This window comes from Mesoflavibacter zeaxanthinifaciens subsp. sabulilitoris, assembly GCF_014191595.1.
Classification (GTDB): Bacteria; Bacteroidota; Bacteroidia; order Flavobacteriales; family Flavobacteriaceae; genus Mesoflavibacter; species Mesoflavibacter zeaxanthinifaciens.
In genome coordinates, this window is sequence record NZ_JACHWV010000001.1 from 191,967 (window position 1) to 205,822 (window position 13,856).

The 13,856-nt window shown below is 30.8% G+C and carries 16 protein-coding genes; 10 read left to right on the plus strand and 6 right to left on the minus strand.

The annotated features are described in order from the left end of the window. Genes FHS04_RS00895 through FHS04_RS00910 form a run of 4 tightly spaced genes read right to left on the minus strand, consistent with a single transcriptional unit; the run spans nucleotide 1 to nucleotide 2,922 of the window. Nucleotides 1–864, minus strand: a complete 864-nt coding sequence (locus FHS04_RS00895; RefSeq protein WP_106678236.1) for an EamA family transporter — start codon at nucleotides 862–864, stop codon at nucleotides 1–3. Next, complete coding sequence (locus FHS04_RS00900; RefSeq protein WP_106678234.1) at nucleotides 864–1,475, minus strand: HAD family hydrolase; 612 nt, start codon at nucleotides 1,473–1,475, stop codon at nucleotides 864–866. Before FHS04_RS00900 ends, FHS04_RS00895 begins: the two co-directional genes overlap by 1 nt. A 3-nt stretch (nucleotides 1,476–1,478) precedes the next feature. Continuing rightward, a complete protein-coding gene (ribD, locus tag FHS04_RS00905; protein ID WP_221184943.1) occupies nucleotides 1,479–2,465 on the minus strand; it encodes a bifunctional diaminohydroxyphosphoribosylaminopyrimidine deaminase/5-amino-6-(5-phosphoribosylamino)uracil reductase RibD in 987 nt (328 codons plus the stop codon). 1 nt (nucleotide 2,466) lies between these two features. After that, on the minus strand, nucleotides 2,467–2,922 hold the full coding sequence (locus FHS04_RS00910) for an LEA type 2 family protein (RefSeq protein WP_106678232.1): 456 nt from the start codon (nucleotides 2,920–2,922) through the stop codon (nucleotides 2,467–2,469). 65 nt (nucleotides 2,923–2,987) lie between these two features. Here FHS04_RS00910 and FHS04_RS00915 point away from each other — a divergent pair, with 65 nt between their 5' ends. From FHS04_RS00915 to FHS04_RS00930, 4 genes are all read left to right on the plus strand, one after another. After that, entirely contained in the window at nucleotides 2,988–3,479 is a 492-nt protein-coding gene (locus FHS04_RS00915; protein WP_106678230.1) for a GNAT family N-acetyltransferase, read from the plus strand. Nucleotides 3,480–3,486: 7 nt separating this feature from the next. Next, a complete protein-coding gene (gene prmC / locus FHS04_RS00920; RefSeq protein WP_106678228.1) occupies nucleotides 3,487–4,374 on the plus strand; it encodes a peptide chain release factor N(5)-glutamine methyltransferase in 888 nt (295 codons plus the stop codon). Between the two features lie 18 nt (nucleotides 4,375–4,392). Next, complete coding sequence (gene ligA / locus FHS04_RS00925) at nucleotides 4,393–6,387, plus strand: NAD-dependent DNA ligase LigA (RefSeq protein ID WP_106678226.1); 1,995 nt, start codon at nucleotides 4,393–4,395, stop codon at nucleotides 6,385–6,387. Between the two features lie 253 nt (nucleotides 6,388–6,640). Then, on the plus strand, nucleotides 6,641–7,357 hold the full coding sequence (locus FHS04_RS00930; protein WP_027878746.1) for a hypothetical protein: 717 nt from the start codon (nucleotides 6,641–6,643) through the stop codon (nucleotides 7,355–7,357). Here the strand turns inward: FHS04_RS00930 and FHS04_RS00935 are convergent. Both FHS04_RS00935 and FHS04_RS00940 read right to left on the minus strand, forming a co-directional pair. Then, on the minus strand, nucleotides 7,347–8,264 hold the full coding sequence (locus tag FHS04_RS00935) for a bifunctional metallophosphatase/5'-nucleotidase (protein ID WP_106678224.1): 918 nt from the start codon (nucleotides 8,262–8,264) through the stop codon (nucleotides 7,347–7,349). The genes FHS04_RS00930 and FHS04_RS00935 overlap by 11 nt on opposite strands. Nucleotides 8,265–8,266: 2 nt before the next feature. After that, entirely contained in the window at nucleotides 8,267–9,022 is a 756-nt protein-coding gene (locus FHS04_RS00940) for a 5'-nucleotidase C-terminal domain-containing protein (RefSeq protein ID WP_027878748.1), read from the minus strand. 71 nt (nucleotides 9,023–9,093) lie between these two features. Here FHS04_RS00940 and FHS04_RS00945 point away from each other — a divergent pair, with 71 nt between their 5' ends. From FHS04_RS00945 to porD, 6 genes are all read left to right on the plus strand, one after another. After that, nucleotides 9,094–9,609 (plus strand): DUF6913 domain-containing protein, encoded by a 516-nt coding sequence (locus FHS04_RS00945; RefSeq protein WP_106678222.1) that lies wholly within the window; start codon nucleotides 9,094–9,096, stop codon nucleotides 9,607–9,609. A gap of 2 nt (nucleotides 9,610–9,611) precedes the next feature. Continuing rightward, entirely contained in the window at nucleotides 9,612–10,499 is an 888-nt protein-coding gene (gene dapA / locus FHS04_RS00950) for a 4-hydroxy-tetrahydrodipicolinate synthase (protein ID WP_027878750.1), read from the plus strand. Nucleotides 10,500–10,607: 108 nt separating this feature from the next. Further along, nucleotides 10,608–11,408 (plus strand): outer membrane protein assembly factor BamD, encoded by an 801-nt coding sequence (locus FHS04_RS00955; protein WP_106678220.1) that lies wholly within the window; start codon nucleotides 10,608–10,610, stop codon nucleotides 11,406–11,408. 4 nt (nucleotides 11,409–11,412) lie between these two features. Further along, the gene (locus FHS04_RS00960) at nucleotides 11,413–11,739 is read left to right on the plus strand and encodes a DNA-directed RNA polymerase subunit omega (protein WP_027878752.1); all 327 of its coding nucleotides are present in this window, start codon (nucleotides 11,413–11,415) and stop codon (nucleotides 11,737–11,739) included. 7 nt (nucleotides 11,740–11,746) lie between these two features. After that, nucleotides 11,747–12,958 carry a bifunctional phosphopantothenoylcysteine decarboxylase/phosphopantothenate--cysteine ligase CoaBC gene (coaBC, locus tag FHS04_RS00965; protein ID WP_106678218.1) on the plus strand — a complete coding sequence of 404 codons (1,212 nt, stop codon included), beginning with the start codon at nucleotides 11,747–11,749 and terminating at the stop codon, nucleotides 12,956–12,958. Further along, nucleotides 12,951–13,841, plus strand: coding sequence for a type IX secretion system protein PorD (gene porD / locus FHS04_RS00970; RefSeq protein ID WP_106678216.1), 891 nt, complete (start codon nucleotides 12,951–12,953; stop codon nucleotides 13,839–13,841). The genes coaBC and porD overlap by 8 nt, the downstream gene beginning before the upstream one ends. Nucleotides 13,842–13,856: the final 15 nt, after the last annotated feature.

Here is a 13,856-nt window from a genome sequence, read left to right on the forward strand (position 1 = left end):
TTAAGCTAAAGTCACTAATATAATAGATATAATTGCAATAGCAATTCCTGACCAGTTTTTTGTAGATAATTTCTCTTTAAAAAATAGCAATCCAACTAAGGTAGAAAGCATTACAATAGCTACATTATTAACAGTGAAAATGGTCGAACTTTCAAAATTTTCGGCATCTAAAGCCTTTAATAACATGTAAATAGAGTAGTAGTTTACTATACCTAAAATAAATCCAGAAAGGATTGCTTTTTTGTCAAAAGTGAATTGTTTTTGTATCGCTTTCGCGGAAATAAAGCCAACACCAATTAATCCAGCCATCATAAATATACATGCCGAAAATATTGGGATATCGCCATCTGGAATAAAACTAGTTTCGATATATTTTATGGATGTATCGATAACGCCTGATCCAAAAAATAACAATAACGGAAGCCAAAGTCCTTTTAATGCAAAACCAGTTTCGGTACGTTTTTTAACCGACGCTAAATACACAGCAACTAAAGCTAATAAGATACCAATAGCTTTTTGTAAACCTAAACTTTCGTTATAAGCAAAAAGTCCAAATATTATGGGAATGATCACACTCATTTTACTAGCAACAGACGCAACCGAAATCCCGTTACGCTGCGCAGTTAAAGCCATAACGTTAAAAATTGAAATAAATAAAACACCTAAACCAATTGCGCCATAAAACCATTTAGATTGGATAATGTCTTGAGTATGTATTGGCTGACTATAACTAATTACACCTAAGCTAAACGCTGTAAAGTAATTAAATACAATAGTTTGCAGTGTATTTATTTTATACTTACCAACTAAAGTAAAAATGATAAATATTAATGTAGAAGCTAGTATGCTAAGTAGTAAATACATTAAAACAACTCATTTTTAATTGTAAAAATATCAACAATATCTTCGGCAGCTGGATTGTTATTCCAAACATTAATTCCTAATTGTTGTGCAGTTTGTGTGTTTTCTAAAGTGTCGTCAATAAAAAGACATTCTTCTGCATTCAGTTTATTTTCAGTTAATACAAAATTGAAAATATCTGCATTGGGTTTTCTTAAATTAATTTCGTGAGACAGATAAAATTGGTCAAAGCAATTTTTAAAGTCTTCATAAAAAGACACATTCTTTTTAATGTAATCTATATGAAGCTCGTTAGTATTACTTAACAATATTAATTGATGATTGTTGTCTTTTGCTAATTGTTTGATAAACTGCAATCTATGTTCTGGGAAATCTTTAATAATGTAATTCCAAATAGATTTTAATTCGTCTTTAGGCAATCTAGGGAAGTTATCTGCATAAAACTCTAAAAACTCGTCTGTAGATATTAAACCTTGCTCATACAAAGCGTTTATAGATTGAAGTTCTTCGTCTAATTCAGTAATTTCAAATTTTTCTAAAGCTAATTTTAAAGCGCCTTCTTTATCTAAATTGATAAATACGTCTCCAAAATCAAATATGATGGTTTTAATCATTTATTAATTGTTTTCGTTTTTGTAAATAGACAACGTGTCTTCTAAAATATGAGACTTTTCAATGAGTTGTCCATTAAATTTTGGTGCTTTTACACCAGATTTAAATGTTGTTTTTCCTTTAAAAACTCGTGCTTCGTCCCAAAGGTTTTCATCAATAAACAGTTGTAATGTTTTTGCGCCACCTTCAATAATTACCGAATTTATTTCAGCTTTAAATAATTGGTCGCAAATAGCTTTTGCAGTTCTGTCTTTAAAGATTAATTTTTCAGCTTCAGCATTAAAAACTGAAAAAGTTTTATCCAAACTTTCGTTTTTATCTAATACAATTCGTGTTGGATTATTTCCAGTCCAATCTCTTACCGTTAATGTAGGATTGTCTTGTAAAACTGTGTTTGTGCCAACCAAAATAGCTTGTTCTTCGGCGCGCCATTTGTGCACTAATTGCCTAGAAAATGTATTGGTAATCCAAACTGGTGCTTGTTTGTCTCTTTGGTTTGGTGCGATAAAACCATCTTCGGTTTCTGCCCATTTTAAAATAATATAAGGTCGTTTTTTATTATGAAATGTAAAAAAACGTTTGTGATGCGCTTTGCAATCTTCTTCACAAATACCAACTTTAACTTTGCAACCAGCTTCCATTAATTTTTTAATGCCTTTTCCTGCAACCTCTGGATTATCATCTACGCAGCCAATAACAACATTTGGGATTTTATGATGAATAATTAAATCGCTACAAGGTGGCGTTTTTCCGTAATGACTGCAAGGTTCTAAGGTTACATAAAGTGTTGCTTTTTGTAGTAAATTTTTATCGGCTACTTTATTAACAGCATTTACTTCGGCGTGATTACCGCCATAAGCGCTAGTAAAACCTTCGGCAATTATTTTATTATCAACCACAATAACACAACCAACTATTGGGTTTGGACGCGTTGTTCCTAATCCGTTTTTAGCAATTTGTAAAGCGCGTTGTATGTAAAATTGATCGTTCAAATTATAGTTTGATTTTTACGTTATCAATAACATCTACGTGGTATTTGTGCGAAAATCCCATGATTTTATAATCAATATCACCAACGTACTGTACTTTCATGTTTTTGGTTAGTAAGCTACCTAAAAGACTACTTAAGTTTTTATCACTAAATAAACTATCTGTTGGAATTTTTGCGCGTAACGGAATGGTAAATTTATCTTTTGCAGGCACGTCAAAACTTTCGGTAGTAACAGACGAGATTTCGTTGTTATTAATAATTACTTTAAGATCATCGGTTTTTAAATTACCGCCAATATCGTTAGGATTTAAAAACTCTGCTTCCGCTTTAAGCGTAATAAACTTAGAGTTAGAATCTTCAACTTCAATAGTATTTACATCAATAAACTCTGGTGTTTCGTTAACTGTACAGTTAAAAAAACAAGCCAATATTGTTAATAAGAATAACGCTTTCTTCATTGCTCTGTGATTAGGTTTGTTGTATCTTCAACCTCTAAAAATTTGTGTAAAAATAGCATTTTAAAGTGAGTAATTCGACTATTGAAATAAGAGAAATCCAACCAGAAGATAATAAGCAAATGGAAGCTGTAATTCGCGAAGTTTTTATAGAGTACAACTTGCCTTTAGTTGGTACAGCTTACGCAGATGCAGAAACGCCAAAAATGTTTGAATCTTACGCAGGCGATAAAGAAGTGTATTTTGTGGTTACTGTAGATGGAAAAGTTGAAGGTGGCGGCGGATTAAAACCACTTAATAATGCCCAAAACGAGGTTTGCGAAATCCAAAAAATGTATTTTTCTAATCGCTTACGCGGAAAAGGTTACGGCAAAAAACTATTTTTAAAATGCCTAGAAACTGCTAAATCTTATGGTTTTAAAAACGCCTATTTAGAAACTATTCCAGAGCTTAAAGAAGCAATACATATTTACGAAACGAATGGTTTTAAGTTTTTAGATGGACCTTTAGGTGATACCGGACATTTTAATTGTGGCATTTGGATGTTGAAAGATCTATAATAGTTTGATGAAATTAAAAGATTTAAAACATAAATTTCACGAGCATTTAGATGCTATTTACGGTAAAGAAGAAGCGCAAACCTTTTTCTTTATACTAACTGAATACTACAATGCTATTAAGCGACTTGATTTAGCTTTAAATACAGAGTTGACTATTGAAGATGACTTTGTTTTAAAGTACGAAAGTGCTTTAGAAGCCTTAAAAAATCATGAGCCAATACAATATATTATTGGACAAACTGAATTTTATGGATTGCCATTTTATGTAAATGAAAACACATTAATTCCAAGACCGGAAACTGAAGAATTGGTTGAATTAATTTTGTCAAATACAACTACTAACGGTCAACTTGAGAATGTTGAAGGTAATAACCAATTTAATATTTTAGATATAGGTACAGGTACAGGTTGTATTGCTATTAGCCTAGCAAAACAATTACCAAATGCTAATGTGTCTGCGATAGATGTTTCTGCGAAAGCGTTAGAAATAGCAAACAAAAACGCAGAATTGAACCAAGTAGACATTAATTTTATTGAAAACGATATATTAAAAATCTGTGATTCTGAACTTGGTTCAGCAACCAAATTTGATATCATCGTTTCCAATCCGCCATACGTTAGACAATTAGAAAAACAGCAAATGCAAGATAATGTGCTTAACCACGAGCCACATTTAGCATTGTTTGTCGAAGATGAAAATCCGCTAATATTTTATAGAGCCATTACACAGTTTGCGACTAAAAATTTAAAACCAAATGGCGAATTGTATTTTGAAATAAATGAATATCTTGGAAAAGATATGATTGCGCTTTTAGAAGAATTTGGCTTTAAAAACATTCAGTTAAAGCAAGATCTTTTTGGAAAGGATAGAATGATTTGCGGTGTAATAAAATAAAGAACAAGTGACAAACCAATGAATATAGAACAGCAAATAACCCAACTACGTGACGAGCTTCGTCAGCATAACTATAATTACTACGTGCTTGATAATCCAACGATTAGCGATTACGATTTTGATATAAAACTTAAAGAATTACAAGCTTTAGAAGAAGCGCATCCAGAGTTTTATGACGCAAACTCACCAACCTTACGTGTTGGTGGCGAAGTGACTAAAAACTTTAAAACTGTTGTACATGCACACAGAATGTATAGTTTGGATAATTCGTATTCTTTAGAAGATTTAAAAGATTGGGAAACTAGAATTAAAAAGTTGGTAGATGGTGATGTGCAATACACTTGCGAGCTTAAATACGATGGTGCTTCTATAAACTTAACTTATAAAAATGGTGCGTTAGTACAAGCTGTTACACGTGGCGATGGTGTGCAAGGTGATGATGTGACAGCAAATGTAAAAACCATAAATTCAGTACCATTACAATTAAAACCACCATTTCCTGAGCAATTTGAAATTAGAGGTGAAATCGTGCTTCCGTTTGATGGATTTAACAAAATGAATGAAGAACGCATTGCAAATGGAGAAGAACCATATAGAAATCCGCGAAACACAGCATCTGGAAGTTTAAAACTACAAGATAGCGCCGAAGTTGCAAAGCGACCGTTAGATTGTTTATTATATGGTTTGGTTGGTAGTAATTTCAATTTTACAACGCAATTTGAAAGTTTAGAACGCGCTAGACAAATGGGTTTTAAAGCGCCAAAAGAATCTAAATTATGCAATACAATAGATGAAGTTTTTGAATTTATAAACCATTGGGATCATGCCAGACATGAGTTGCCTTACGAGACTGATGGAGTTGTTGTAAAAGTCAATAGCTTGTACCAGCAAGAAGAGTTAGGTTTTACCGCAAAAGCGCCACGTTGGGCAATAGCATACAAATTTAAAGCAGAGCAGGTAAGTACTGTTTTAAACGAAATTACCTATCAAGTTGGTCGTACTGGCGCCATTACGCCTGTAGCAAATTTAGAGCCTGTAGAATTAGCAGGAACCATTGTAAAACGGGCGTCTTTACATAACGCAGATCAAATTGAAAAACTAGATATTAGAGTAGGAGATACGGTTTATGTAGAAAAAGGTGGCGAAATTATACCTAAAATTATAGCGGTTAATTTAGAAGAACGACCAGTAGATTCTAAACCAACAGAATACATTACCAATTGTCCAGAGTGTAATACACCATTAGAACGTATTGAAGGCGAAGCAAAGCATTATTGTCCAAATTATAATGGTTGTAATCCTCAGATTATTGGAAGGATTCAGCATTATATTTCAAGAAAAGCAATGGATATTGAAGGTTTAGGTGGCGAAACCGTTGCGCTTTTAGTTAATGCTGGATTGATTAGTAACTTTGCAGATTTGTATGAATTAACTAAAGAAGATATCCTTCCGTTAGATCGAATGGCAGAAAAAAGTGCCGATAATTTAATTGCAGGTATTGAGGCTTCAAAGCAAATTCCATTTGAGCGCGTTTTGTTTGCAATCGGTATTAGATTTGTTGGCGAAACTGTTGCTAAAAAACTAGCCCAACATTACAAATCTATTGATGCTTTACAAAATGCGAGTATTGAAGAGTTGGTTAATGTAGATGAAATTGGAACCAAAATAGCAGAAAGTGTAGTCGACTTCTTTTCAAATGAAGAAAATCAAAAAATCATTAGTCGATTAAAATCTTATGGTGTTCAGTTAGAAATTTCAGCAGAAAAATTAGCCAATCAAACAAATAAGTTAGAAGGTAATATTTTTGTGGTTTCAGGAGTGTTTTATCAAGTGTCAAGAACAGACCTTAAAAAGCTTATTGAAGATAATGGTGGTAAAGTGTCTTCATCAATTTCATCTAAAACAAATTATGTAGTTGCTGGCGATAAAATGGGACCAAGTAAAAAGGAAAAAGCCGAAAAAATAGGTGTAGAGATTATTAGCGAGGAAGACTTTTTATTAATGATTAAATAGTAGGAATTTTCTTCAGATTAACACTATTGCGGTAAAAACCGTAAAATTATCATATCATTATTATAATAGTTAATTTTTTAATTTATATTCATTTTTGCAGCTTTAAAAATGTGTTTATTGATTTAAAATCGGCTTTTGTTGCTTTTTATTGAATATTAATTAATGTTTTTTCGTTCAAAATAATCGATAAAATGCAATTTTATTTGGTTTAAATGTGTTTTAATGATACATTTGTAAACCAAAGCTACAATTAATGAAGTTAAGCAAATACAAAACCATAACTTTAACACTAGTTATTTTGGTTGTAATATCATTACTTGGTAATTTATTTCAGAATAATGTTCTGTCAGAAATTGCTTGGGTATTAATATTGCCAACGCTTATCTTTTTTTATACTTCATTTAAAAGTAAAAAAAGCATTTTATTTATTGTTTTTTTATCAGGTTTTGCAATTTCAGAAATATTAAAACTTTGGTTTATAACTTCAGAAGTAATTTATTATTATACATCTTATGCTTTTATTATGTTAGCTTACTCCAGCTTAATAATTTTATTTATTAAAGGCATTAAATTTAAAAAACTAATAAAGTATTTTAAGTTTCATTTAATTATTCTTGTAGCATTTAATTTGTATATTTTATATACATTAAATGAAATGATTCTTCAAGATGAAACATTAGAGGTTAATACAATTATTTTCTATGTAGAAGTCATATACAATATCCTTATTTTATTGATGTTGTCAACATCTTTAATGTATTACCTTCATAATTTAAATAAACAATCTTTATTACTGTTTTTAGCTTGTGTTTGTATTGTATTTTCAGAAATGATTCAAGTAGCTTATGTATTTATTACAGCAGAAATTTTCCTAAAAATGATATATTCAATACTTATGGCTATTGGTTTTGGGCTTATTTATTATTATACATTAATTGACGTAAAAAGAAGACAGCTAATTACACAATAATAGAAGTGCCGTTAGCAGATTTACTCTTGTCTGAATCAAAGTAAAAGTCTATTTTACCTAAGTTTATACCGTAACAACCAACTTGATTTACAAGTACATTTTTTCCTTCTATATTTTGAGCTACAGTAGGTTTAGGTAAAAACGTGTGTGTATGACCACCAATAATTAAATCTATATCTTTAGTAGATTTAGCCAAGTTTAAATCACTAATTTTTTCTGGGGATTTGCTATAATGATAACCTAAATGTGACAAGCAAATAACAAGATCGCATTGTTCTTGGTCTTTAAGGATTCTTGTCATTTCTTGAGACGTTTCAATTGGATCTAAGTACACTGTTTCTTTGTACATCTTTTTATCAACCAAGCCATCAAGTTTTATGCCTATACCAAAAACAGCAATTTTAATTCCGTCTTTAATAAATATTTGATACGGTTTTACATGTGTATCCATCACGGTGTTTTTAAAGTCGTAATTGGCGCTAATAAACTGAAAATTTGCATGTGGTAATTGTGCGTAGAGTCCGTCAATACCATTGTCAAAATCATGATTTCCTATAGTAGCAGCATCATATTTAAGTTTGCTCATAAGTTTAAACTCTAATTCGCCTCCATAATAATTAAAGTAAGGTGTTCCTTGAAATATGTCTCCTGCATCAAGAAGTAAGGTATTTGGGTTTTCTTTCCTAATACTTTCAATTAGAGTAGCACGCCTAGCTACACCACCTTGGTTTGCGTTACGACTATCATCAGGACCAAAAGGATCTATATGGCTATGTACATCGTTAGTATGTAAAACAGTAATTTTTTTAGTAGAAGTACCTGCTGCAAACGAAGAAAATCCATATCCTCCAATAGTTGCAAGTGCTGTCGCTGCTGTTGCTTGTTGTATAAAATCTCTACGTTTCATGCTTATTGTATTTGGGTAAATCTATCGTCTAATTTTGGATTAATAGTGTCTACTTTTTTAAAGTAGTCAATCATTGCGTTTCTTATTTTATAGTCTAAAGTGTAGACAGTGTCATTGGTTTTAAAAAACTTCATATTATCACCACCATTGTATAAATAATCATTAGTGGCTACATAATAAGTCTTATTACTATCTATTTTTTCTTTGTTAATTAAAGCTTCAACTATATTATAATTTTTATCTAGGGTTAATTTTAAACCTTCAATAGGATGCGCTTTTTTTGCTTTACTTAGATAATAAACCAAGCTGTCTATTTGTTGTCCTTTTAAAGCTACGACAACTATACTGTTTTCAAAAGGCATGACTTGATAAGCTGTTTCTGTAGTAATATTTCCTTTGTTAATAGCAGCTCTAATTCCGCCATGATTTAGTAAAACCATGTCTATGTTTTTTCCTGTTCTTTTATTAAAAATAGGATTGCCTTCTTCTAAAACAATATGCGCCATCAAATTACCAATTGCAGTATTTAAATTTCCGTCTTTTTTGTGGTAAGTTTTTGGTGCGTAAGACAACACTTTGCTCATGTCTTTTTCAAGGTTGTCTCTAAAAGGTTTTATAAAATCATCAATTTCTGTATCTAAAGCAATACTGTCTGACACAGGGATTTGTTTACCTTCAATTTTACTTAAATGATGCTCTTGTTTACAAGAAAACAAAAGACATATAATAGCTATTATTAGAAAGGAATTTTTTTGCATAATAATGTTGGAAAATTTCAAGTTAAATTCATGATACAATTACTACATTTGCATCAAAGCAATAAAGATAAATGATTTTAAAAGGTTTAAAAGAAAAATCTAATAAAAACTACATTGATAAATGTGTTAAAAATCGAGTAATGGTTTCTAACAGTAATATTATCAAAACAGTAGGATTTATAGTAGACGATTCTGAATTTTTAGACCTTGATTGGATTAATAAATTATCAGAAGTTTTAAAAGTAAAAAAAGAAAACTTCGAAATATTAGCTTTAACAAACCCAAAATCTAAAACAGAAAGTGTTTATCTAAATACATTTTCAAGAAAAGATTTAGGTTGGAAAGGAAATGTAAAAACCGAAACCTTAAAATCATTTCTTAATAAAAAAAATGACTTGTTAATTAGTTATTATACTTTAGATAAGCTTCCTTTAGTATTTACAACAGCGTTAAGTGAAGCCAAATTTAAAGTAGGTCTTATAGAGGAAACAAATGTTAATGATTTAGTCATTAAAACAGATATAAACGACACGTCAACTTTTGAAAACGAGTTGGTAAAATATTTACGCATTTTAAATAAATTATAGTTATGAATAACCCTTTTTTAGGAACAGGAATTGCAATTGTGACACCATACAACCAAGATGGATCGGTAGATCATGAAGCATTAAAAAAGATTGTAAATTTTAACGTAGAAAACGGTACAAATTACATAGTAATTAGTGGTACAACAGGAGAAAGTGTTACAATTACCAAACAAGAAAAAAAGGAGATTATAAAAACTGTAAAAGAAGCTAATGCTAACAGATTACCACTAGTTTTAGGTATTGGAGGTAACAACACAGCAGCAGTTATTGAAGAGATAAACGCAACAGATTTGTCAGATTTTGCTGGTATTTTATCAGTCTCTCCATACTACTCAAAGCCAACACAAGAAGGCATGTATCAGCATTTTAAAGCAATTGCAGAAGCTTGTCCAATACCAATTATATTATACAATGTACCTGGTCGTACCGCAAAAAATATGGATCCAGCAACAGTTTTAAGATTAGCTAATGATTTTGAAAATATAGTAGCAGTAAAAGAAGCTGGTAATAACCTACAGCAGTATTATGAATTATTAAGAGATAAACCAGAAGATTTCTCTATAATTTCAGGCGATGACGATTTAGCTTTAGGTGTTGTTTTAGCAGGTGGAGCAGGAGTTATTTCTGTTATTGGTCAGGCGTTTCCAAAGGAATTTTCAAAAATGATACAATTAGGATTAGAAGGTAAAGCAAAAGAAGCTTACAATATTCATTATAAATTAATGGAAATTGTTGGTTTAATTTTCTCTGAAAACAACCCAGCTGGTATCAAAGCAGTTTTAAAAACTTTAGATTTATGCTCTGATAAAGTAAGGTTACCTTTAGTAGAAGCATCATCAGAATTAAAAAACAAGATAGAAAGTTTTGTTTCAGCATTTTATAAAAGTTAAATAATGCTTAAACCTATTTTAAACTATAATCTAACGATTAATTTAGCGTTTAAATTATATTTTTAAAATCCATTTAAATAGCGTATTTTTGCGCTTCGTTAAAATTTTATGAAGCATTTATTTTACATTTTAGTCGCATCTGTTTTATTAAGTTCTTGTGGTGAATTTCAAAAGGTTTTAAAATCTGAAGATACAGCTGCAAAGTTTCAGTTAGGAGAACAATTGTATAACGAAGGTAAATACAACAAAGCCAATCGTTTATTTACTCAAATTGTACCTTCTTACAGAGGTAAACCACAAGCAGAAAAGTTAATGTATCTATATGCAAATACTTTTTATGAAACAGGAGAGCATTATTTAGCAGGTTATCAATTTGAAAGATTTGTAACCGCATATCCAAGAAGCGAAAAGTTAGAAGAAGCCTATTATAAGAGTGCAATTAGTTATGCAGCACTTTCACCAGTGTATTCTAAAGACCAACACGAAACAAAAAACGCTTTAGAAAAATTACAATTATTTGCTAACTTGTATCCAAACTCTAGCTATATGCCAGAGATTAATCAAACCGTAAAAGATTTACAATACAAATTAGAGTTAAAAGCATACAGTACAGCTAAGCAATATAATCATATAACAGATTACAAAGCTTCAATAAAATCTTTTGATAACTTTATAGTAGATTTTCCTGGATCAAGCTTACGCGAAAAAGCTTTGTTTTACAGGTTTGATTCTGCTTATCAATTAGCGATAAAAAGTATTGAAGATAAAAAACAAGAACGTTTAGAAAAAGCATTAACTTACTATAATGCTTTCAAAAAATTATACGCACAGTCCGAGTTTATTGAAGATGCAGATAAAATGAACGAAGACATTAATAAACAATTAGAACAATATAGTACAAATAGCTAATATTATGGATTTAAAAAAAATCGATGCTCCAGCATCTACAGTAACGTATAATAGAAATGAAGTAGATGCACAAACAAATAACATCTACGAAGCAATTTCTATTATATCAAGAAGAGCTGAGCAAATTAATTCTGAAATCAAAAAAGAATTAATAGAGAAGTTAGAAGAGTTTGCTACTTACAATGATAGCTTAGAAGAAATCTTTGAAAACAAAGAGCAAATTGAAGTTTCTAAATTCTACGAAAAATTACCAAAGCCACATGCTTTAGCGGTAAAAGAGTGGTTAGACGAAAAAATTTACTACCGTAATACAGAAGAAGATAACAAATAATAAACTAATGTCAATTTTAAGCGGCAAAAATATACTGTTAGGCGTAAGCGCTGGTATTGCTGCATATAAAACAGCTACATTAGTTAGACAATTTATAAAAGCAGGTGCCAATGTACAAGTAGTCATGACACCTGCTTCTAAGGATTTTGTAACACCATTAACATTATCCACACTTTCTAAAAATCCAGTTTACTCTACATTTACAGACGAAGAAGACGAAAACGCCACATGGAATAACCACGTAGAGCTTGGTCTTTGGGCAGATTACTTTGTAATCGCACCAGCAACAGCAAATACATTGTCAAAAATGGCAAATGGTACTTGCGATAATTTGTTATTAGCAACCTATTTATCGGCTAAATGTAAAGTCTATTTTGCTCCAGCAATGGATTTGGATATGTACAAACATCCATCTACTTTAAATTCTTTTGAAAAATTACAATCTTTCGGAAATGTTATGATTCCTGCAACTTCAGGCGAATTAGCTAGCGGATTGGTAGGACAAGGTAGAATGGCAGAACCAGAAGATATTGTTTCATTTATTGAGAAAGATATTTTAAATGGACTTCCGTTAAACGGAAAAAAAGTAATGATTACAGCAGGTCCAACCTACGAAGCTATAGATCCTGTTCGGTTTATAGGTAATCATTCCTCAGGAAAAATGGGTTTCGAGATTGCTAAAGCAGCAGCAAATTTAGGAGCAGAAGTAATTTTAATTTCTGGTCCAACACATCAAACAGTAGCTAACAATTTAATAACTGTTATACCTGTTGTGAGTGCTCAAGACATGTACGACACTGCTCATAAGTATTTTAAATCTGTTGATATTGCTATTGCAGCAGCAGCAGTTGCAGACTATAAACCAAAACATGTAGCAACTCAAAAAATAAAAAAGGCAGAATCTACGTTATCCTTAGAATTAGAAAAAACAAAAGATGTCTTGGCGTCTTTAGGGCAAATTAAAGAACAACAATTTTTAGTTGGTTTTGCTTTAGAAACCAACAATGAACTGGAGAATGCAAAAAGCAAGCTTAAAAGAAAGAATTTAGATTTAATTGTTTTAAATTCGTTACAAGACAAAGGTGCAGGTTTTAAATCAGATACTAATAAAGTAACATTAATTGATAAAAACGAAACAATTAATACTTTTGAATTAAAATCTAAAACCGAAGTTGCTAAAGACATTTTAAACACTATAATATCAGCTTTAGATGCGTAATATTTTTATTCTTTTATTCTTAATTACTTGCAATGTTTCATTGTTTGCACAAGAGTTTAATGCCAATGTTGTTGTAAATGCACAACTAACAGGTAATGAAAATTTACAGCAATTTAAAACTCTAGAAAATCAGTTAAAAGAGTTTATCTCTAACACAAAGTGGACTAATAAAACATTTTTACCACAAGAGAGAATTAACTGTAATTTGGTTATAAATATTAACGAATATTCTGGTAATAATTACAGTGCAACATTACAAATACAATCGTCTAGACCAGTTTTTGGATCTACGTATACAACACCTACATATAACATAAACGACAAAGATTTTTCTTTTGAGTATGTCGAGTTTCAAAACCTGATCTACAACCCAAATCAATACGTGTCTAATTTAATTTCTGTGCTATCATTTCATGTATACATGATTTTGGGGATGGATGCAGATTCTTTTCAGAAAAATGGAGGCGACATCTATTTTAAACAAGCACAAAATATTAGTAACTTTTCACAACAAACAGGTTATTCTGGTTGGAAGTTAGAAGATGGATTACAAAGTAGATTTGCGTTAATAGATAATTTAATGTCTCCAACTTATAAGGAGTTTAGAGACGTAATGTACAATTACCATAGAAGAGGATTAGACCAAATGAGTACTAATTTAAAGGATGCAAAAAACGAAATAGTTTTAGCGCTTTTAAATTTTAAAGAGATGAATAGAAGACGACCAAACTCTTATTTATCAAGAATATTTTTTGATGCAAAAGCAGAAGAAATTGAGCAAATATTTTCAAGTGGTCCAAGTGTAGATATCGTAGATTTGGTAGATACACTAAATAAAGTAGCGCCAATACATTCGTCTAAATGGCGAAACATTAAGTTTTAAAGCTTACGGCTTAGA